This window comes from Sphingomonas sp. S-NIH.Pt3_0716 (assembly GCF_003950715.1).
Lineage (GTDB): Bacteria > Pseudomonadota > Alphaproteobacteria > Sphingomonadales > Sphingomonadaceae > Sphingobium > Sphingobium yanoikuyae_A.
This window is the reverse complement of sequence record NZ_QLJK01000004.1, coordinates 94,357-115,099: the sequence shown is the minus strand read 5'-3', so window position 1 is coordinate 115,099 and position 20,743 is coordinate 94,357. Positions and strand designations below refer to the sequence as shown.

The 20,743-nt window shown below is 66.6% G+C and carries 16 protein-coding genes; 7 read left to right on the top strand and 9 right to left on the bottom strand.

Annotation, left to right across the window (positions count from 1 at the left end; genetic code table 11):
* Positions 1-62 precede the first annotated feature (62 nt).
* The 8 genes from BRX37_RS04410 to BRX37_RS04375 form a co-directional block, all read right to left on the bottom strand.
* Entirely contained in the window at positions 63-926 is an 864-nt protein-coding gene (locus BRX37_RS04410) for a Rossmann-like and DUF2520 domain-containing protein (protein ID WP_125985681.1), read from the bottom strand.
* Positions 927-958: 32 nt separating this feature from the next.
* A complete protein-coding gene (locus BRX37_RS04405; RefSeq protein ID WP_125985680.1) occupies positions 959-1,819 on the bottom strand; it encodes a class I SAM-dependent methyltransferase in 861 nt (286 codons plus the stop codon).
* A 70-nt stretch (positions 1,820-1,889) separates the two neighbouring features.
* Positions 1,890-3,089 carry a CaiB/BaiF CoA transferase family protein gene (locus BRX37_RS04400; protein ID WP_125985679.1) on the bottom strand — a complete coding sequence of 400 codons (1,200 nt, stop codon included), beginning with the start codon at positions 3,087-3,089 and terminating at the stop codon, positions 1,890-1,892.
* Positions 3,086-4,198 carry a CaiB/BaiF CoA transferase family protein gene (locus BRX37_RS04395; RefSeq protein WP_125985678.1) on the bottom strand — a complete coding sequence of 371 codons (1,113 nt, stop codon included), beginning with the start codon at positions 4,196-4,198 and terminating at the stop codon, positions 3,086-3,088. Before BRX37_RS04395 ends, BRX37_RS04400 begins: the two co-directional genes overlap by 4 nt.
* Positions 4,195-6,282, bottom strand: a complete 2,088-nt coding sequence (locus BRX37_RS04390) for a hydantoinase/oxoprolinase family protein (protein ID WP_125985677.1) — start codon at positions 6,280-6,282, stop codon at positions 4,195-4,197. Before BRX37_RS04390 ends, BRX37_RS04395 begins: the two co-directional genes overlap by 4 nt.
* On the bottom strand, positions 6,279-8,084 hold the full coding sequence (locus tag BRX37_RS04385; protein WP_125985676.1) for a hydantoinase B/oxoprolinase family protein: 1,806 nt from the start codon (positions 8,082-8,084) through the stop codon (positions 6,279-6,281). Before BRX37_RS04385 ends, BRX37_RS04390 begins: the two co-directional genes overlap by 4 nt.
* 9 nt (positions 8,085-8,093) lie before the next feature.
* The gene (locus BRX37_RS04380; RefSeq protein WP_125985675.1) at positions 8,094-9,503 is read right to left on the bottom strand and encodes an aromatic ring-hydroxylating oxygenase subunit alpha; all 1,410 of its coding nucleotides are present in this window, start codon (positions 9,501-9,503) and stop codon (positions 8,094-8,096) included.
* On the bottom strand, positions 9,500-10,792 hold the full coding sequence (locus tag BRX37_RS04375; protein ID WP_125985674.1) for an amidohydrolase family protein: 1,293 nt from the start codon (positions 10,790-10,792) through the stop codon (positions 9,500-9,502). Before BRX37_RS04375 ends, BRX37_RS04380 begins: the two co-directional genes overlap by 4 nt.
* 173 nt (positions 10,793-10,965) lie before the next feature.
* Between BRX37_RS04375 and BRX37_RS04370 the strand changes: the two genes are divergently transcribed.
* From BRX37_RS04370 to BRX37_RS04360, 3 genes are read left to right on the top strand one after another with little or no spacing between them, the layout of a single operon-like run.
* Positions 10,966-11,289 carry a 2Fe-2S iron-sulfur cluster-binding protein gene (locus tag BRX37_RS04370; protein WP_373562050.1) on the top strand — a complete coding sequence of 108 codons (324 nt, stop codon included), beginning with the start codon at positions 10,966-10,968 and terminating at the stop codon, positions 11,287-11,289.
* Entirely contained in the window at positions 11,286-12,566 is a 1,281-nt protein-coding gene (locus BRX37_RS04365) for a cytochrome P450 (protein WP_125985673.1), read from the top strand. The genes BRX37_RS04370 and BRX37_RS04365 overlap by 4 nt, the downstream gene beginning before the upstream one ends.
* 5 nt (positions 12,567-12,571) lie before the next feature.
* The gene (locus tag BRX37_RS04360; RefSeq protein WP_125985672.1) at positions 12,572-13,411 is read left to right on the top strand and encodes an SDR family NAD(P)-dependent oxidoreductase; all 840 of its coding nucleotides are present in this window, start codon (positions 12,572-12,574) and stop codon (positions 13,409-13,411) included.
* Here the strand turns inward: BRX37_RS04360 and BRX37_RS04355 are convergent.
* A complete protein-coding gene (locus tag BRX37_RS04355; RefSeq protein ID WP_318276597.1) occupies positions 13,393-14,598 on the bottom strand; it encodes a TetR family transcriptional regulator in 1,206 nt (401 codons plus the stop codon). The genes BRX37_RS04360 and BRX37_RS04355 overlap by 19 nt on opposite strands.
* Before the next feature lie 226 nt (positions 14,599-14,824).
* Here BRX37_RS04355 and BRX37_RS04350 point away from each other — a divergent pair, with 226 nt between their 5' ends.
* The 4 genes from BRX37_RS04350 to BRX37_RS04335 all read left to right on the top strand — a co-directional run bounded on the left by BRX37_RS04350 (position 14,825) and on the right by BRX37_RS04335 (position 20,662).
* Complete coding sequence (locus BRX37_RS04350; protein ID WP_125985670.1) at positions 14,825-17,104, top strand: TonB-dependent receptor; 2,280 nt, start codon at positions 14,825-14,827, stop codon at positions 17,102-17,104.
* A 20-nt stretch (positions 17,105-17,124) separates the two neighbouring features.
* A complete protein-coding gene (locus BRX37_RS04345) occupies positions 17,125-18,159 on the top strand; it encodes a tyrosine-protein phosphatase (RefSeq protein ID WP_125985669.1) in 1,035 nt (344 codons plus the stop codon).
* 177 nt (positions 18,160-18,336) lie between these two features.
* The gene (gene astD, locus BRX37_RS04340) at positions 18,337-19,749 is read left to right on the top strand and encodes a succinylglutamate-semialdehyde dehydrogenase (RefSeq protein WP_125985668.1); all 1,413 of its coding nucleotides are present in this window, start codon (positions 18,337-18,339) and stop codon (positions 19,747-19,749) included.
* A gap of 100 nt (positions 19,750-19,849) precedes the next feature.
* Positions 19,850-20,662 (top strand): class I mannose-6-phosphate isomerase, encoded by an 813-nt coding sequence (locus BRX37_RS04335; protein ID WP_125985667.1) that lies wholly within the window; start codon positions 19,850-19,852, stop codon positions 20,660-20,662.
* The last annotated feature ends 81 nt before the right edge of the window (positions 20,663-20,743 follow it).

Sequence of the window (20,743 nt, the reverse complement as noted above, 5' to 3'; positions counted from 1 at the left end):
AACAGCCGATGGCTCGCAGAATGCGAAAAACAAAAGACAATTGGAGCGCTGGCCGATTCAATCTAATCGGCCAGCGCTCCAAGATCGTCGCGCAGCGCGCCCTCGTCCCGGTCCAGCGCGTCCAGCGTCGCCAGCGCCATGGCGCGATAGGCCGGCAACAGGTCAGGCGCATGTGCGGTCAGCGCCGCCAGATGATTGCCGATCGTCTGTCGGTCGCCGCGCAGCAGCGGGCCGGACAGAGCATGGATCCCGCGATCCAGGCTGTTGTCGAGCGCGGCCCGGACCAGCGGCGCCAGCAGCGCGCCGGGCTCTACCACGCCGGCCGCCGTCAATGCGTCGGAGGCACCGGCGATCAGCGTCACCAGATGATTGGCCGCATGACAGAGCGCGGCATGATAGAGCGCGCGATGTTCTTCCGCGACCTCGACCGCCACGCCGCCCAGCAGCGCGACCAGCTTGCGCGCCGCCGCGATAGAAGGCGCATCAGCCCCGGTGATGGCGAAGCGGGCGCCCTGCATCCGCGCGACTTCGGCGGCCGGATCGCCGGTGAAGGTCATCGCCGGATGGACGGCGGCGGTGATCGCGCCCTGCGCTCGCAGCGGGTCAAGCAGCGCCGCGCCGCTGCGCCCGCTGACATGGCAGATGGTGGCAGACAGCGGCATAGTGGCCAGATCCGCGATCACCGCCGGCAGGGCGTCGTCCGCCACCGCCAGCAGGATCAGGTCGCAATTGGATGACAGCGAAGTTGACAGGGCAACGGCCTGCGCACGGCCAATCGCCTCGAGCGCAGCGGCGGCATGATCCGGATTGCGACCCTGCACCAGGATCGGCGCAGCGCTGTGCGGCGCCAGTGCCAGCCCCAGCGCGCGCGCGACCCGGCCGGTGCCGATGAGGCCGATCTGGCGATAGGCGGGATGCTCGGTCATGGCGCGCCTATATCCCGGCCGGTGCGGCTACTCTAGCCCGGATTGGTGGCGGTCACGATCCAGGCGGCACCATCGATCAGGATCGCGGTCTCGCCGGGCCGCGCGGCGAAGGCGCTGCGCACGGCCTGGGCGGCGCGATCCCGCACATCGGCAGGCTGATCGGCCAGCGCGCGGGAGAGCGGGCCGACCTCGAACGCCATGGCGAGGGCATCGTCCAGCGCTGCCTCGCGATTTGCGCCCTGGCCGAAGGGGATCACGCCATCGAGCGCAGTGAGGTCGATTTCGGCAAAGCCGGCATCGCTCAGGATGCGCGTTACCCGTGCCGGATCGCCAAAGGAGAAGGGGCCGGGTGCTTCGGGATCGGGCGGGGCCAGCGGCGGCACGATGTCGCGGATCGCGCCCATCGGCAGGCGCACCCAGTCACTGTCCGCCGCCGCCCGCCAGCAGACGAAGGCGATCCGTCCGCCCGGACGCAGCCAGCGCCGCATATGCGCGAAACTGGCCACGGGATCGTCGAAGAACATCACGCCGAAGCGGGAGAAGAGCAGGTTGAAGCCGTGGGTGGTCAATGTCGCGCTGCCGGCATCGGCCAGCGCGTAGCGGATCGGCAAGTCGGCGGGCTGCTGCGATTGGGCAAGCGCGATCAGCGGCCCGGAAATGTCGAGGCCCAGCACTTCACCGGTCGCGCCGACCTGGCGGGCAAGGGCGATGCTGCTGGTGCCCGCGCCGCACCCCACGTCCAGCACGCGCTCGCCCGGCCGGGCGGCGGCAGCTGCCATCGCCGCATCGCCAAAGGGCGCGAGCATGGCGTCGAGCCGCTGCCGGTGCGTGACCCAGCGTTCACCGCTCGATCCGTTCCAGTCCGACACCTGATAGACATTGGGCTGCGCCATCTTCTTTCCTTTTTGCGAATCGTTCGCAAAAAAATCTAATGGCTGGCGATCAACTTGCAAGAGCGGCTGATTACCAAATGACGCGACGGGCGATCAGGTCGTCAATTTCGCTGTCACGCAATCCCAATATCTCGCCATAGACCAGATGGTTATGCTCGCCGAGCAACGGCGCGCCGCGGGTGATGCTGGCCTCGTCCGGTGTCATGCGCCAGCCCGGCCCGATGATCGGTCGTGGCTCGCCCTTGGCGTCGCTGACCATGCGATAGGCACCCAGCGCCCAGAGCGCCTCGCTCCCGATCAGGTCAAGCGAGGACTGGCTGCGAAAGGCCGGCACACCGGCCAGAAGCAGTGCCTGCGCCATCGCCTCGGTATCCCATTCCGGACTGCGTTGGGCGATCGTCGCGTCGAGCGCGTCCCGGTTGGCGATGCGGGCGGCCGCATCGGCGAAGCGGGGATCGGCGGCCAGCGCCTGCGCGTCGATGGTGGCACAGAAAGCGCGCCATTCCCGGTCATCGGCGATGGCGAGGCTGATCCATTGCCCGTTAGCGCAAGGATAGCAGCCATGGGGCGCCATGTCGGCATGGGTGTTGCCGGTCGCCTGCGGCAACTCGCCGGTCAGGCCATAGGCGAACAGGCTGTCACCGACCATCATCGACAGCGTCTCGACCGCCGACAGGTCGATAAACTGGCCCTCGCCGCTCGTCTCGCGATGATGGAGCGCGGCGACGATCGCCAGTGCGGCGGCCGCGCCGACGGTGGAGTGGCCATAGCGGATATTCATCCCCGCCGGTGTCTCGCCCACATGGCCGACCAGCGCATTGAGCCCGCCCAGCGCCGCGAAACAGGGAGCATAGCCGGTCTGGCAACCGAGCGGCCCGTCGCTGCCATACATTTTGATCGACAGCTGGATGATGTCGGCGCGGATCGCACGGACATCCTCATAGCCCAGGCCCGATCGCTCCATCGCGCCGGGCCGCAGATTGTCGATCAGCACGTCGGACGCGGCGATCATCGCGCGCAGATGGGCCATGCCCTCATCCGATTTCATGTCGAGCTGGACGCTCAGCACCTCCTGGTTGATGCTGCGGAAATAGGGTGCGCTGTCGATATCGACCCCGCCATAGGCGCGCATCTCGTCCAGATTGGCGCGGCTTTCGACCTTGATGACCTCCGCACCGAGGAAGGCGAGCAGCTTGCCGGCATAGGGGCCGGCCCAGACCTTGGCGATCTCCAGCACACGGACACCGGCGAGCGGTCCGCCCCGGCTCATCGCAGCATCGCCTGATCGGCGCCCGCCGAGGGGGCCGGACTGTGCAGCCGCACCGGCGATGCGCTCATGCGGTAGGGGACGGTCGGATGCAGCGCACCGCCCAGCGACTGGAAGAAGCCGCGATGCCGATATTGGACATGGTCGATCAGGTCGGCGGCGCTGTTGACCTGCACCAGCGGTACGCCCGCCTGCTGCGCCGCCTGCGCCACGACATCCTTGGCCTGGGTCGCGATCCAGGCGCGGAAATGCCGGCGGAAATCGGCGACCCGGTCGCGCGTGCAATGATATTCCAGCCAGTCCTCCGGGAAGGCATCGGCCCAGTCGGGATCGCCCATCAGCGCACATAGCCCGCGCCAGTGCGCACGCGTCGTCATCAGCAGATAGACATGGCCATCGGCGCAGGCAAAGGCGGCGCCCGGCCCGCCCATGTCATAGCGGGTCCGCTCCGGCCCCGGCTCCGCATCCCCGGCCAGCATCCGCCCCAGCACGCAGTCGGCGCGCGACAGCTGCACGGCGACCTCGCTGATGTCAATCGCCTGTCCCATGCCGGTCCGCCGCTTGCGCAGCAGCGAGGCCGCAGTGCAGAGCGCCGCCTCCAGCCCCGCCTCATAATCGCTCATGAAGCGGCCGGCGCCCATCAGCGGCGGCCGGTCGGGCGCGCTCTCGCTGGGCGTGTGCCAGGCCCAGCCACCGGCATTCATCACGTTGATCGGCCGGGCAATCTGCCAAGGCGCCGGGGCCTGTTGGCCAAAGGGGGTGATGGCGCAATGGACGATGTCGGGCTGGCTGCCGAGCGCCAGTCCGTGCTGCGCCGCCCAGCCCGGACCATGATCGTCGATCAGCGCATCGGCACGCGCCAGCAGCCGGTCGAGCAGGGCGCGGTCCTGCGGCGCATCCAGATCGAGCAGCACCGATTTCTTGTTGCTGTTGAGATAGCGGAACAGCGTGCTCTGTCCCTCATGAAACGGCCCCATGGCGCGGGTCGGGGCGCCGCCGGGCGCCTCGACCTTGATTACTTCCGCACCGAAATCGGCGAGCAGCCGCGCGGCAAATTCGCCCGTCACCCGCTCCGCCGTCTCCACGATCACCAGCCCGGCCAGCGCCGTCATGGCTGGCGCACCAGCAGATAGTCGCCGACATCATCGACCCGCGCCTGCCAGCCGGGATAGACGGCGATGGTGGTGAAGACCTCCTCGATGATCGCGGGGCCGGTGACGCGGGCGCCGGGGATCAGGTCCGGCCCCTTGTGGATCGCGACATCGGCAAAGCCATCGCCCAGATTGGCGCGGCGATAGCCGTGCGGCGCGGGTTCCACGACCGGCGCGGTGAAGCCGCCACCGGCGGGCGGCATCGGCGTTTCGACCTGGGCGGTCAGGCGCACGCCGGTGATTTCCGGCACCTCGCCGTCGCGGACATGGCCATATTCGGCCAGATGCCGCGCGTTGAAGGCAGCGATGGCGCGGGCCGACAGTGTCTCGTCGATGAAGCCCAGATCATCCAGCCCCCGGCCTTCATGCAGGTCGAAGGTCAGCGCCCAATTCTGCCCGGCATAGCGCATCGCCACCCGCCAGCGCGCCTGCACCGCATCGGCGGAAAAGCCCGCTTCGGCAAAATGCGCCCCGGCGTCGGCGGCGAGATCGGCCCACAGGCCGCGCAGCCGGTCGAGGTCCAGCGCATCGGCGGGCGCACTGCACGATCGCTCCTCGTCGATCGCGGGATGGGCGACCAGCGTGCCGAGCGCGGAGAAAGTGGGGGAGGCGCGGGGCACCAGCACCTGGTCGATCCCCAGATCCTGCGCCTGGATCGCGGCGAAGGCCGGGCCGTTGCCGCCATAGGCGAGCATCATCATGTCGGTCGGATCCATGCCCTTGGCCGCCGTCGTGCGCCGCACCGCCTGGGTCATATTGGCGTTGACCAGCCGCCAGCAATCGAACGCTGCCTGCTGCGCATCATAGCCCAGCTCCGCGCCCAATGCCGCGAACGCCTCCGCCACGCCCTCGTCGCGCAGGCGGAAGCTGCCGCCGGCAAAGCCCTCGCCGGTGGAGAGGATGCCCAGCATCAGCAGCGCGTCGGTCACGGTCGGCCGCAGCCCGCCGCGGCCATAGCAGATCGGCCCCGGCGCCGCACCGGCGGAGGCGGGGCCGACCTTCAGTTCGCCCTTGTCGACATGGCAGATCGATCCGCCACCCGCGCCCAGCGTCTCCACCTGCACCATCGGCACACCGACCAGATAGCGGTGATGCATGTTCCATCCCGCTTCGGCTGGAGCCGCGCCGTCCCGCACCACCGACATGTCGTAGCTGGTGCCGCCCATGTCGACGCACAGCAGGTTGCGATAGCCCTTGGCGCCGCCGGTGCGCGCCGATGCGATGACGCCGCCGGCCGGGCCGGAGGCGAGCAGCCGGATCGGCGCGGCTTCGATGTAAGCGCGGGTCATGACCCCGCCGGACGCCTGCATCACCATCAACTGCCGGCCATAGCCGGCCTGCGCCAGACGACTGACCAGCCGTTCGAGATAGGCATTTACGCGCGGCGCGACATAGGCGTTCACCACCGTCGTGCTGATCCGGTCATATTCCGGCGCGCGCGACAGGATGCGGTGCCCAAGCGAGACGGGGATGCCGGGCATCTCCTCCGCCACGATCTGTGCCACCCGATCCTCATGATCGCCATTCACATGGGCGAAGATCAGGCCGATCGCGACGGATTCGACGCCTTGCTTGCGCAGCCTGGTGCAGGCCTCACGCACTGCCGCCTCGTCCAGTGCCTCATGCACGCTGCCATCGGCCAGCACCCGTTCGGGCACGGTCAGGCGGCGGCGGCGCGGCACGATCGGAATCGGCGGCTCCAGTCGCACGTCCCAGATGCTTTCCTTGTAACCGCGCCGATATTCCATCTCGTCGCGGAAGCCCTGGGTGGTGATGAGGCCGGTGACGGCGCCGTCCATCTCGATCAATATATTGTCCGCGACCGTGGTGCCGTGGACGATCGCCTCGCAGCGCTGGAGGAAGTCACCCAGCGACAGACCCTCCTTGCCGGCCAGCGTCTCCAGCCCCTCCATCACCCCGATCGAGCGATCCTGTGGGGTGCTCAGATTCTTGTGCAGGATGACCTGCTGGTTCTCTGGCCCATCCTTCAGCAGGGCGAAGTCGGTGAAGGTGCCGCCAATGTCGATGCCGACGCGATAGCTCATGCCGCGATCCGCTCCCCGCGCAATGCTGCCGTGGCGGCATGGTCCACCGCCAGGCTGTAATCCTCCAGGCAGCCGGTCAGCACCACGCCATAAAGGTCGCGGGCGGCGGCGATGCTCACCAGTTCGTCCAGCACATCCTCGCACACCGCCTGCGGATCGCGGCGCAGCGCCGGGCCGAAACCGGCGCCGCCGCCATGCTGATAGGCGATGACCGCGCCCGCCGGCAGTTGCGCCCGCGCGGTCAGCTCGACCCGATATTCATCGGGCGTCCCGACCTGGAAATGATTGAGATAGGGCGTGCCGTCGGCGCCCCCGGCCAGGCCGCTGATCGGATGGTCATGGCTGACCATCCAGGCCATCGCCAGCGCCGGTTCCAATATCTGCTTCACATTGCGGCTGCCGGGCATGCCGCGCCACTGGCCCGCGCCGCCGCTGTCGGTCACCAGTTCGCGGCTGATGTTGATCACCGGGAAGCGCGCCTCGCCATCCTCCGCCTGCGACAGCAGAAGATTGCCGAGCGAGACCGGGCAGCTGCCCCAGCCATCGATACCCTGCACCGCCGACACGTCCATCGACCGGCAGTCGACGCCCTGGTCCATCCACATCTGGCCCGCCGCGTCGAAGCCGATCACGGCGTTCGGCATGCCGATCTTGTAGACCTGTGGCGCGGACCGGTCCGGCGCGACCTGCGACAAAGCGACGCACACCGCTTCGGTAATCTCGCAGGCGGGGTGAAAGGAGCCGAGCGCCGCCGGGCGGTTGGGTGCCGGGTGGGCGATGCAGCCTTCGGGCAGGATGATATCGACCGCGTTGAACAGCCCTTCATTCTTGACGATGTCGGGGTCGATGCTGGCGGCGATCTGGGTCATGATATAGCCGCGCGAATTGGCGAAGGTGTTCCACACCCCGACCAGATCCTGCCGATCGTCGGTGCCGCTGAGGTCGACGGTCAGTTGGTCGCCCGCGACGGTGCAGCCGACCTGGACGCGGATATCCCTGGTCCCCATCGTGTCATGATCGATATGGACGGTCGCGTCATAGCGGCCGTCGCGCCAGGCGGAGACGGTGGCGCGCATCTGCCGTTCCGACTGGTCGATCGCATGATTGACCGCCGCCCGCACCATGTCCGCCCCCCATTTGTCGAGGATCGCGCGGATCGATACGGTCGCCTTCTCGACCGCGCCGATCATCGCGGCAAGGTCGCCGGCGAAGCTGGGGAAACGGTTGTTGCGTTCGAGCAGGTGGATGGCGTCGCGCCGCTTTTCGCCGCGATGGACCAGCTTCAGGCAGGGGATGGCTAGGCCTTCGGTGAAGATGTCGGTGGCGTCGAGGGTGAAGCCGCCCGGATCCTTGCCGCCGGTATCGCCCTGATGCGCCTGCAACGCCTGCACCAGCACAAGGTCGCCCGCCGCATCATAGACCGGCGCATAGACATTATAGTCGGGCAGGTGGCCGCCGCCATAATCGGGGTCGTTGCCGACGAACACATCGCCCGGTCCCCAGTCATAATCCTGCTGCTGCATCAGGCCGTAGCGGACCGTGAGTTGCGACACGAAGGTCAGATGCGGCGTGCCGATCGACCCCATGGCCAGCCGGCCATGGGCGTCGACGATCGCCGCGTTGCGCTCGTTCGACTGGTTGATGATCGGCGAGGAGGCGGCGCGGCCGAGATGGGTCGTCGCCTCATAGCAGACGGTTTCCAGCGCGCCGCGAATGATGCTGGCGGTGACCGGATCGATCGTCGTCGTGGTCGGCAGGGGCGGGCGCTTGGCGGCCAGTTGCGCGTTGAGGGCAAAGGACATGGGCCTGCCTCAGCGGCCAGGCCGCAGCGGCGGCATGGCGACATAGCGGTCGACCGCCTGCTCGAAATGGCGGATGCGGATTTCCTGATAATTGCCCAGCGTCAGGCCGCGCTTGGCGCTCGCCTCTATCCCCTCCTGTTGCAGGAACAGATTGTCGGTATCCTGATCGAGGATCCTGCCGAAGCCCGCATCCATGCCCGGCGCCTCGCAGAAGCTTTGTTCGTCCGTCAGCAGGATCGGCTCGGCCGGTTCGGGGCGGGCGCCGCCGTCGGGCACCGGGCGCAGGAAGAACACCTCATAGATGCAGCGGCGATGGTCCCTGGGGTCGGGGCGGAAGCGATAGACCATCGGCAGCGACACGCCGGGGAAGAGATAGGTGTTGGGAAAGAGCGTGTAGGAGAAGCAGTCGAGCATCTCGCTGTCGGATGTGGCGCTGAGGTCGCTGCCGGTGGCTGCGCCGAACATGGTGCGGAACAGGTCGGCCATCGCCTGCCGCGCGGTGCCGTCGCCCACCCGCGGCCGATCCTCGCTCAGCACCGATGCGTCGCCGACGGTGAACTGGTCGAGAATATCCTGCTCGGAAAAACGCCCTTCCAGATGTGGCGAGGCGACGCCCAGGCAGGAGATGAAGCGGTTCACATGGTCGCCATAGACATCATATTGGCTGTTCGCGTCGGCGTTGGACGGGGCGACCTGTGGATGGGTCTCGATCACATGATAGGCCTCCATGAAGGCCTCGATCGTCAGCTTCCAGTTGGCCGGAAAGCTCTTCTGGATATGGAGGTGGATATAGCGATCCTCCAGCTTCCACGCCTGGATATGGGCCAGCGCCTCGGCGCCCAGATAGTCCTCCAGGCTGGGTGCGTCCGGGTCCATGTTGATCCACACGAACCCGCCCAGCGTCTGCACGCGGACCTGCGGCAAGCTGTTGTTGGCCGGGTCGACATGGGGGAAGTCCCAGGGGCAGGTGATGCTCTTGCTGGACCCATCCACGTTCCAGCTCCAGCCATGGAAGCTGCATTTGAACTCGCTGGCACAGCCAGCCGATCCCGACGCGCGCAGCTTGGTGCCGCGATGCAGGCAGGCATTGTAATAGGCGCGGATCTCGTCCGCCGCGACGCGGGTGACGATGAAGCTGTGGCGGCCGATGTCATAGACCTGATAGTCGCCGATTTCTGGTATATGCTCCTCGCGGCAGGCGAATTGCCAGCTGCGCGTCCACAGGCTTTCCATCTCGCGCCGGGCAAAATCGGGGTCGATATAGCGATCGGTCGACACGTCCTCGCTGCCCAGAAACGCATAGGATTCGCTGCGCACCCAGCCGGGTGCGGCGACCTTGTCGCGGGCGATGATGTCCTGCGTGCTGATCGCCGGGCAGCGGGCGTCGCCCGCTGCCATCGGGCGGCTTTCCATGTTCATGCAACTCTCCGTTGGGCGGGCGTGGCACAGTCGATCAGGCCGGGCGCGATGCGGTGGATCGCGCCGTCCTTCATCACCATGGCCAGCCGGTTCTGGTCTTCGAGGATGGTGACGTCGGCCAGCGGATCGCCATCCACCAGCAGCATGTCAGCCAGCGCGCCGGGGACCAGCGTGCCCAGATTGCCCTGGTCGCGCATCGCCTGCCCGCCGTTTCGCGTGGCGCAGATCAGCGCGCCGGCGGCGTCATAGCCATAATTGTCGATCATCAGCCGGATATCGCGGGCATTGGTACCCTGCGGATTCCAGGCCAGGCCATAATCGCCGCCGATCAGATGGCGGATGCCGCGCTTGCGCAATTCGCTGTGGGTCTCGACCGATGCCTCGATCAGCGCGGGGATGCCCATCGCGTCGCAGGTCGCGCGGCTGATCCAGGGTTCGCCATGATGGATCATCGCGTGGAACAGCCCGATCGAGGGCGCGATGACGATCCGGTCCTTCGCTTCCTCCAGCATGTCGAGCAGTTCGCTGTCGGCATATTCGACATGGAACAGGCCATCGACCCCGGCGCGGACGCAATATTTGCTGCCTTCTATCGACCGGCTATGCGCATTGACCTTGCGACCGAAGGCATGGGCGGTGTCGACCGCCATCTGCACTTCCGCGAAGCTCATCGGCGTCACATGGGACGGGCTGCCGGGATAGAAGGGGTCGCCCGACACATCGAGCTTGATATTGTCGCAGCCCTCGCGGATCGCCAGCCGCACCGCGCGGCGCATCTCCTCCGGCCCGTCGACGACACAGGAAATGCCAATGCGCGGATTGTGCAGCTTGCTCTCATCGCCCATGCCGCCGGTGACGGTGATCTCGGTCGATCCGGCGCGGATGCGGGGGCCGGGGATATGGCCGGCATCGACGGCATCGCGCACCGCGACGTCCAGTTTGAGCTTCGCGGCCGATGCGCCATAGCAGCTGGTGAACCCCTGATCGATCAGGCGCCGGGCCATGCGTGCGGTGATGAGTGTATGCGCTTCGGGCGAAGGCGCGATCAGATCCTCGGTCGAGGCGGCGTCGCCGAAGGAGATATGGGCATGGCCTTCGGTGAGGCCCGGCATCAGCGTCTTGCCGCTGCCGTCGATGACCTGATCGGCCGGCGCGCGGCCGGCACTGGCATCCGGCCCGACCGCAAGGATGCGGTTGCCTTCAATCAGCAGGTCGCCGGCAAAGGCAGGGCTGCCGGTGGCGTCCCAGATGGTGGCGTTGGCGATGAGCGTCGTCGGCACGAATGGCATCCTCTTCTGCTGTGAAGACTAGGCCGCGCCCTTTCCTGACCCAATGACTGCACGCGCACTTGGCGTGTCCTCTCGCCGCCGCCCGGCCTGCCGCGCCAGTCAAGCGGCTGCGCGGCGCCATGCCTTTCCGCCCCGGCCCGCGTCCGCCATCCTGCCCCTTCATGAGGAGAAGGATGTCGATGGTGCGGGTCACCTTTGTGGATGTGCATGGCGTGGAGCAGGCGGTCGCCGGAGAGGGCGACCTGTCGCTGATGGAACTGGCCAAGGCGAACGGGATCGACGGCATCGCCGCCGACTGTGGTGGCGCCTGTTCCTGTGCGACCTGCCTGGTCCATGTCGATCCGGCCTGGGTCGATCGCACCGGCGCGCCCGACGATGTCGAATATGCGATGCTCGACATGGTGTCCGATGTCGCCGGCGACACCAGTCGCCTCGCCTGTCAGATCCGCCTGAGCCAGGCGCTCGACGGCCTGCGCGTCGTGGTGGCGCAGCAATGACGCAAGGCACCCTGGCGCCCGAAGCGCGCAGCCTGCTCGACACGGCGTCGATGACCGACCCGATCATCTCGGCCCGGCCGCGCGCTTATTATGCGGCGATGCGGTCGCTCGACCCGGTCCATTGGGACGAGAAGCTCGGCATGTATCTGGTGTCCCGCTATGAGGATATCGTCACGATCCAGCAGGATCCGATCACCTATTCGGTCAACAAGGGCTATCACAGCCAGCAGGCCAAGGGCTTCCAGCAGGAGTTCCAGCAGATATTGGAGCGCGACGGCGGCGGCTATTTCCCCGACGCGATCATGTCCGATCCGCCCTATCATACCCGCATCCGCAAGCTGATGGAAAAGGCGTTCAGCGCCCATCGCGTCAAGGAACTGGAACCGCGGATCGAGAAGGTGGTGATCGACCTGATCGACAGCGTCGCCGACCGGGGCGAGGCGGACGCGGTGCAGGATTTCGCCGTGCCGCTGACGGTGCGGATCATCTGCGAGCAACTCGGCCTCGACTGGGCGATGAAGGATCGCATCGCGCGCTGGTCGATCGCGGTCACGGCCCAGATCGGCCGGATGCAGGATCGCGAGCAGATGCTGGGCCATGCGCGCGAGATTTGCGACCTGCAACATTATCTGATCGCCAAGATGCGCGAGCGCGAGGCCGACCCGCGCGAGGACATGATTTCCGATCTGGTCCATGCCCGCGATGCCGAGGGACAGGCGCTGAGATTCGCCGAGGCGGTGTCGCTGATCCGGGCGCTGCTGATCGCCGGCAATGAGACGACGGCGACGGCGCTCGGCAATCTCTTCTACATCCTCGCGACCCGGCCGGAAATCGCGACCCTGCTTCAGGCGTCGGTGGATGACGACCGGCTGATGAACCGTTTTGTCGAGGAATTGCTGCGGATCGAGCCGCCGGTGCGCGGCCTGTCGCGCATGACCACGCGCGAGGTGGAACTGGGCGGGCGCACCCTGCCAGCGGGCGCGCATCTGCTGCTCATGTATGCCTCCGCCAATGATCAGGAGGATGTGTTCCCCGATCCGCGCCGCTTCGACCTCGACCGACCCAATATCGGCCGGCACCTGTCCTTTGGCGGCGGGGTGCATCGCTGCATCGGCCTGGCGCTCGCGCGGATGGAGATAAAGGTCGCCGCGCGCGAGATCGTCCGCCGCATCGGCGATATCGAACTGGCGATCGCGCCTGAGGATATCCGCTATCTGCCGACGGTCGCGACCCAGTCGATCGAGCGGTTGCCGATCCGCTTCATCCGGCGGAATTGAGGCGCATGACAGGAGAATTGGCGGGCAAGGTCGCCATCGTCACCGGCGGCGCAGGCGGCATCGGTCGGGCCACGGTGGAGCTATTCGTGGCCGAAGGGGCGAGGGTGCTGATCGCCGACCGCGATGGGACGGCCGGCACCGCGCTGGCCGCTGCGCTCGGGCCAGCGGCGCTGTTCATGGCGGTCGATGTCGCCGACCGGGCGCAGGTGCAGGCGATGGTTACGCGCGCGGTCGATGCCTTTGGCGGGTTGCACATCCTGTTCAACAATGCCGGGATCAGCTGCGCGCCCTTCCCGCATTTCCTCGACGACAGCCTGGCCGATTTTGACCGGGTGATGGCGGTCAATCTGCTCGGCCCGATGCTGGGGACGCAGGCGGCGGCGCGGCACATGAAGGATCATGGCGGCGGCGTCATCCTCAACAATGCCTCGATCGCGGGCTTGCTCGCGGGACAGGCGATGATGAGCTACCGGGCATCCAAGGCGGGGCTGATCCAATTCTCCAAATCGGCGGCGATCGATCTTGCCCAATATGGCATCCGCGTGAACTGCCTGGTGCCCGGTCATATCCGCACCAGCCTGTCCTCCTTCAGCGCGCAGGGGGCAGCGGCCGGGGCGGCGGCGCGGGTCGATGCCGCGATCGATGCGGTCTATCTCTCCAACCAGCCGTTGAAGCGGCGCGGCGTGCCGGACGACGTGGCGCAGGCGGCGCTGTTCTTGGCCAGCGACCGCGCGCGGCAGATCACCGGCATCGCCATGCCGGTTGAGGGCGGGGTGGTTGCCGGCGATCCGGTCAACCATCTGGAGGATATATTGGCGGCGCGGGCTCAGGCGCTTTCCGACTGAGCCGTATCCGCAGCGGCGCGCACCATCGTGCGCAGGTCCAGCATGGCCTGTGCGCCGGCTCTAGCGGCTTCGGCCGGCGTCAGGCCGAAACAGGTCTTGCGATGGCCCGATATGACGCCGGAAAAGAGCGCGGCTTCCAGCGGCGCGACATCCCGGCCCAGGATCGCGCGGAGCAGGCCGCCGCTGGTGCGGCCGCGCCGATAGCGCAACTGGGGCGCGAAATCGCGCAGGTCGCCGTCGCGCGCAGCGGCCAGCATCAACTCGTCGATCGCCGGCAGGATACGGTCGTTGCGGGGCGGGGGATTGGAATAGCGCGCGAGCAACTGCTCGTCGGTCAATGTCACTGCCTCCGGCACGGTGCCGCCGCCCGATTCCACCGCCTTGCGATAGATCATCTCGAACGCTGCGCGGACCAGTTCGGCGCTGGACCGGAAATTATAGGAAACGACGCCCAGCGTCAGGCCCGCCCGCGTGGCGACGGCGCGATGGGTCAGGGCCGCCATGCCCTCCTGCGCCAGCACATCGGCAGCCGCTTCGGCAATCTGTTCCATCGTGCCGCTGCTGATCGTCTGTTCGGGCAGGGCAAGGTCGGCCTGTTCGCGGGCGAACTGACGCCAATGGCCGGCGCGCACCGGGCGACCGCACAGCCAGTCGTTCCAGCTGGCGCACATGTCGTCCAGCGCGGCGCGGTCGACCGGTCGGCGCCAGCGCATCAGGTGCAGCGTCGCTTCGCCATCGAACAGATAGGCGGTGAAGGCGCCCCGGCCCGGATGGCCACAGCGCGCGCAGACCTCTTCCCAGAAATTGCGCCACATGGTCGTCCAGCGTTGGGCGACCGGGCCATAGCGATCCTCCCGCGCGGCGATCAGCTGGCATTCGCGCCAGGCAAAGGCCAGCCGGCGCTGTTCCTCGCACCATTGGTCGATCAGCGCGGCGAGCAGGGGCGCAAAGGCGTCGCGCGACAGGGGCGCGACCCCCTCCAGCTCCGCCAGCCGCGCCGCGCACCAGCGTTCCGACTCGCGCTGGGCCTGTTCGTGGCTGGATAGAAACAACTGTTCCAGTGAACCGAAGTGATGATAGATTCCCGATACAGGTGTCTGGGCCAGGCGGCTGATCGCACGGGCGGATGTGTCGCTCGCGCCATCACGTTCCCATAGGTCGAGAACCGCCTCGATAAGCCGCGCCATTGCGCCGATTTCCGATGTTTTTCCCGAATGTGCAGCCGTCGCCATAGCGTCCTTTATGCCATATCCCCCCGAACTGGCAAAGGCTGCGTCGGGGCGATATCCGTGTCTCGCCACTGTCATATTGCCGCTGATCCTGTCATCGAACTGAGATACATATGTAACTGCGGCTGCATACAGACGTTCTAACTGCCCCTCCGAATTCAACATCATTCGGGGGATACGCATCATGAAATGTTCGTCTGTCCTGCGCCGTCGCGCACTCATTCTGGCCGGCACCATGCTGATGGGGGCGGGGCTGATGGGGGCGGGCTTCGCGGCCCCGGCCCATGCGGAGGACGCGCCGCTCGACGAAGGAGATGCCGGCCTTGGTTCGATTGTCGTCACCGCGCAGAAGACCGAGACCAATTTGCAGAAGACGCCGATCGCCATTTCGGTGCTGGGCAGCGATGATCTCAAGGCGCGCAGCGTGGTGAGCCTGAAGGATCTGGGCGACGGGGCGGTGCCGTCGCTGCGCATCGCCCCCTTTGCGTCGCGCAATTCAGCGCTGACCGTCGGCATTCGCGGCATCGTGCCGTTCGACGCCAACCAGCCCAGCCGCGACGCGGGCGTCGGCATCTATATTGACGGCGTCTATCTCGGCCGGTCGCAGGGGCTGGGCACGGCTTTGTTCGACATCGAACGGATCGAGGTGCTGAAGGGGCCGCAGGGCACGTTGTTCGGCCGCAACTCGACCGGCGGCGCGCTCAGCATCGTCAGCAGGAAGCCGAGCGGCGAGTTTCACCTCAGCCAGACGATGGGCGTCATGAACTATGACGGCTATAAGGTCGAAACCCATCTCGACCTGCCCAGCTTCGCCAATTTCAGCGTCAAGCTGGACGCGCTCGTCACCAAGCGCGGTGGCACCACCGACAATCCGATGGCGGGCGAGGAGGATTATAACCAGCTCGACCAGCGGGGCATGCACGGCGCGATCCTGTGGGAACCGAGCAGCCGCTTCTCCGCCCAATATGATTTCGACACCTCCTATGACGCCAGCACGCCCTATTATTTCCAGATGCTGGGCAAGTCGGACCGTCTGCCGGTCGCGGACATGGTCGAGGTCCAGCCCGATCGGGCCAGGACCGCGGACATCGGCGTGCCGATCCAGAAGAGCATCGGCAAGACCCATGGCCATGCGCTGCATATGGACTGGCAGGTCGCCGATGGCATCAACCTGCGCTCCATCACCTCCTATCGTGAGCTGAGCCAGAGCCAATATGACAATGGCGGTGCGCATCAGGGCGCCTTTGCGCCCTATGCCAAGTTCGCGCGCTACAGCCTGGCGGGCCTCGACCAGAATCAGTTCAGCCAGGAAGTGCAGTTGGTAGGCTCGCTCTCGCGCGTCGATTTCGTCGCCGGCGCCTATTATTATCATGAAAAGGGCGAGGATTGGGCCTGGGCGCCCTATACCATGCAGTGGGGCGCAACCGCGGCCGACGCGCCGACCCGGCTGCCGACGCTGGAAGCCGGCCAGGTCACGCCCTATCCCGATCGCGCCAGCGACGCCAAGGCAGACAGCTTCGCCCTCTATGGGCAGGCGACCTGGACCCCGGCGATCCTCGACGATGCGCTGCACCTGACCGGCGGCGCGCGCTATACCCGTGACAAGAAGAGCGGCGATCTGTTCAAGGTCAATGGCGTCGACAAGGATTTCCGCTTCGACATTTCCAGCAGCCGGATCGACCCGACCGTCACGCTGGCGTTCGACGCAACCGACAATATCCATCTCTATGGCAAATGGGGGACGGCCTATCGCGCGGGCGGCGCCAATTCGCGCTCCGTCACCTATCGCGCCTATAAGCCCGAGGAGGTCGAAACCTCCGAAATCGGCTTCAAGGGCGAATTTCTCGACCGTCATGTCCGGCTGAACCTCGCCGCCTACAAGACGATCTACAAGAATCAGCAGATCGACTTCAACGCGGTGCTGTCCGAAGTGCCGGGCGGCCCGACCCGCACCACGATCGAGACCGTCAATGTCGACGGCCATGGCACGATCAAGGGCGTCGAGGCCGATCTGGTGGTGATGCCGGTCGAGGGGCTGACGCTGACCGCCGCCTATGCCTATACCAAGGGCGATCTGGCACAGGCGGCCAACCCCTTTGCCGGCAATGCGCTGCAGACCGTGTTCGTGGTCTACACGCCCAAGAACGCCTTCAGCGGTGCGATCGACTATAGCCTGCCGCTCGACTGGGCGACGTTGCGCGCCCATGTCGATGCCAATGGCGGCGATGGCTATCATTCCCAATCCAGCGACGCGGCGCTGACCGACTCCTCCTTCCTGGTGAATGCCCGCCTGTCGCTCGCCGACATCGCCCTCAAGGGCGACGCCAAGCTCCAGATTTCGGCCTGGTCGCGCAACCTGTTCAACGAACAGCACACGTTCTTCCAGACCGGCTCCTCGTCGCTGCAAATGGGCATTTTCAACGAACCGCGCACCTATGGCCTGGAAGCCACGGTCCGCTTCTAAAATAGAGGAGAGAGACGAATATGCGCAAGATGATGATCCGCGCCACGCTGGCGGCGCTGCCCCTGACGATGCCGGCCGCCGCCTTCGCCGGTACCATCGCCGATCCGGTGGTGGAGCGCGTGGCGCCCGACAAGCTGGCGATCCGCTGGCAGGATGCCGATCCGGTCGATCTGTTGCAGGCCGATCGCCCCGATGCCCCCATTGCCAGCGCCACGCTGCTTTCGGCCAGGGACAAGGACGGCGTGCAGGAGGTGCAGGTGGCGCCGGGCACCCGCCCCTATTTCCTGCTGCGCGACAGCAAGAGCGGCGCGGTGACGCGCGTGGCCGAGCGTGTGCTGGTGATGGAGCAATCCTCCAACTTCCGCGATCTGGGCGGCTATCCGGCGGCCGGTGGCAAGCATGTCCGTTGGGGCCAGATCTACCGGTCGGGCGGGCAGGCGATGCTGACCCCGGCCGACGTGGCGCAGGTGAAGGCGCTGGGCGTTGCCAATCTGGTCGATCTCCGCTCGGATGAAGAGCGGCTGTTCGCCCCGACCAAGCTGGACGGCATCCCCTATAATGCAGTCGGCTATTCGATGGCCGCGATGATGCAGGGCATGAAGTTCGATGCCAAGAATATGGACATGGCCAAGCAGGCCGCGGCCTATGCCGGCACCTATGGCAATATGGCGACCCAGCTGAAGCCGCAGCTGCGTATCGTCTTCGCCCGCCTGCTGTCGAAGGACGGGCCGCTACTCTATAATTGCTCGGCCGGGCAGGACCGCACCGGCTTTGTCAGCGCGATGATCCTGTCGGCGCTGGGCGTGCCGCGCGATGTCATCTATCGCGACTATGTGCTCTCGACCCCGTCGCGCCGCCCGCAATATGAAGTGCCGCCGATGAGCGACGGGGTGGCGCAGAGCAGCCCGGTCGCCGGCATGTTCGCGCAGATGCAGAAGGGCGGAGCGATGGCCAAGGCCAATCCGCTGGTGTTGCCCGACGGCACGCCCTTCCTGACCTATGCCTTCGCCGAAATCGACAAGCGCTGGGGGTCGGTGGACGCCTATCTGGCTTAGGAAATCGGCCTGACGCCGGTGGACATTGCGGCGCTGCGTACCACCTATCTGGAATAGGCACCGCTTATTCCGGATCGGCATGAAGGGCGCGGCGGGATTCATTATCCCGTCGCGCCCGCAAGGCGCTAGGAGGCTGGAAAAGGGTGCGCTATCCTTGTCCCGCTTTCTGGAGGCCATATGATTTTCCGTTCGATCGACCCGGCCAGCGACACGCTCCTGTGGGAAGGGGAGGCGGCCGATGCCGCGACCTGCGCGGCGGCCGTCGCCCGCGCCCGCGCTGCCTTTCCGGCCTGGGCGGCACTGCCGCAATCCGCTCGCGAGGATCATGTGCGCCGCTACAAGGCGCTGCTGTCGGACCGCAGCGATGCCTTTGCCAAGGCGATCGCGCGTGAGACCGGCAAGCCGCTGTGGGAGGCGAAGACCGAAATCGCCTCGATGATCGGCAAGGTCGACATCTCGATCGCGGCGCAGGCCGAACGCGCCGGATCGCGCGAGCAGGCGACCCCGTTCGGCCGGGCGGTGCTGCGCCACAAGCCGCATGGCGTGATGGCTGTGCTCGGCCCCTATAATTTCCCCGGCCATCTGCCCAACGGCCATATCGTGCCGGCGCTGCTGGCGGGCGATGTGGTGATCTTCAAGCCATCGGAACTGACCCCGCTGGTCGGCGAACTGATGGCGCAGGCGTTTCGCGACGCGGGCCTGCCCGATGGCGTCTTCACCCTGTTGCAGGGTGGGCGGGACACCGGCGCGGCATTGATCGCGCAAGATATCGACGGCCTGTTGTTCACCGGATCGGCGGGCGCGGGCGCGCATTTCACCCGCGTCATGGCCGACCGGCCGGGCGTGATCCTGGCGCTGGAGCTGGGCGGCAATAATCCGCTGGTCGCCTGGGACGGCGATGCGCAGGCGGTCGCCTCGATCATCGTCCAGTCGGCCTTCATCACCGCGGGCCAGCGCTGTTCCTGCGCGCGCCGGCTGATCGTGCCGCAGGGCGCGGCGGGCGACGCGATCCTCGACGCGACGGTGGCGCTCGCCCGGCGGCTGACGATCGGTGCCTGGGACAGCCAGCCCGAACCCTATATGGGCGCGCTGATCTCGGCTGAGGCGGCGGCCCATGCCAAAGTGCGCCATGCCGCGCTGCTGGCGCTGGGTGGCGTCGAATTGCTGCCGCTCGAACAACCGGCCGGGCTGGGCGATGCCTTCTTGACGCCGGGCATGATCGACATGACCGGGGTGGAGGCACCCGACGAAGAGATTTTCGCGCCGCTGCTGCAGGTGATCCGCGTCGCCGATTTCGACGCGGCGATCGCGGCGGCCAATGCGACCCGCTATGGCCTGGCGGCGGGCCTCGTATCCGCCGACGATGCGCTGTGGGACCGGTTCCTGCTGGAAAGCCGCGCCGGCGTCGTCAACCGCAACCGGCCGACCACCGGCGCGAGCGGCGCCATGCCGTTCGGCGGTCTGGGCGCGTCGGGCAATCACCGACCCAGCGCCTATTATGCCGCCGATTACTGCGCCTATCCGGTCGCCAGTTTCGAGGCGGCGCAGGTGCTGGATCTGACCGCCGATATCAAGGGGCTGGCGGGCTGATACATGCGCCCGGTCGGGAATTACTAGATGACGCAAGACAATATCGGCTTGGCACGGATGATGACATGACAGCGATTGCCATTCTGCTATGGCTTTGGATATGTCGTCCTATCGCCTGATTCCGAGCGCCGTCGAAAAGCCTTGGGGACGCAGGGATTTGCCTGCGCGCTTTGGGTTGAATGCCGATCGTCGCGTGGGCGAGATCTGGTTCACGGCGGACGCGGACCTGCCTCAGCCGCTGTTGGTCAAATATCTCTTCACCAGCGAGAAATTGTCGGTGCAGGTCCATCCCGACGATGCCCAGGCGCAGGCCATGGGGCTGGCTGGCGGCAAGTCGGAATGCTGGTATGTGCTGGCAACCGAAGGGGACGCTCGGCTGGGCATCGGCCTGACCCGGACGGTCGATGCCGATGCGCTGAAGGCTGCCGCACTGGATGGATCGATTGAGGAATTGATCGACTGGAAGCCGGTAAAGCCGGGCGATTTCTATTATATTCCGGCAGGTACGATCCACGCCATCGGCGGCGGCATCACCCTCGTCGAAGTGCAGCAGAATAACGACGTGACCTATCGCCTGTTTGATTATGGGCGCCCCCGCGAACTGCATCTGGATGCCGGCATGGCTGTTAGTGAGCCCGTACCCTATGACCGGCTGGCACAGCATGTGACCAACGACAGCGCCGCTATGCTGGTGGAGGAAACCGGCGCCCCCTTCACGCTCGAAAATCTGGTGCATGAGGCTGGCGAACGGGTTCGGCAGGATCAGGGGCCGTTCTGGTTCATTCCGTTGCAGGGGAGTGGGCTGATCGACGGTCAGCCCTGGATGGCGGGCGAGTGCTGGCTGATCGAAGATCAGGCGGACATCGCGGTCGAACAACAGTTGCACGCCCTACTGGCACGACCCGTCGCCTGAACGGCGCACCCATTCCACAATCTGGAACGCATTGCCGCTCGATCCGCCGGACGGCTTAACGCGACCGGCGCGCCCGGATCC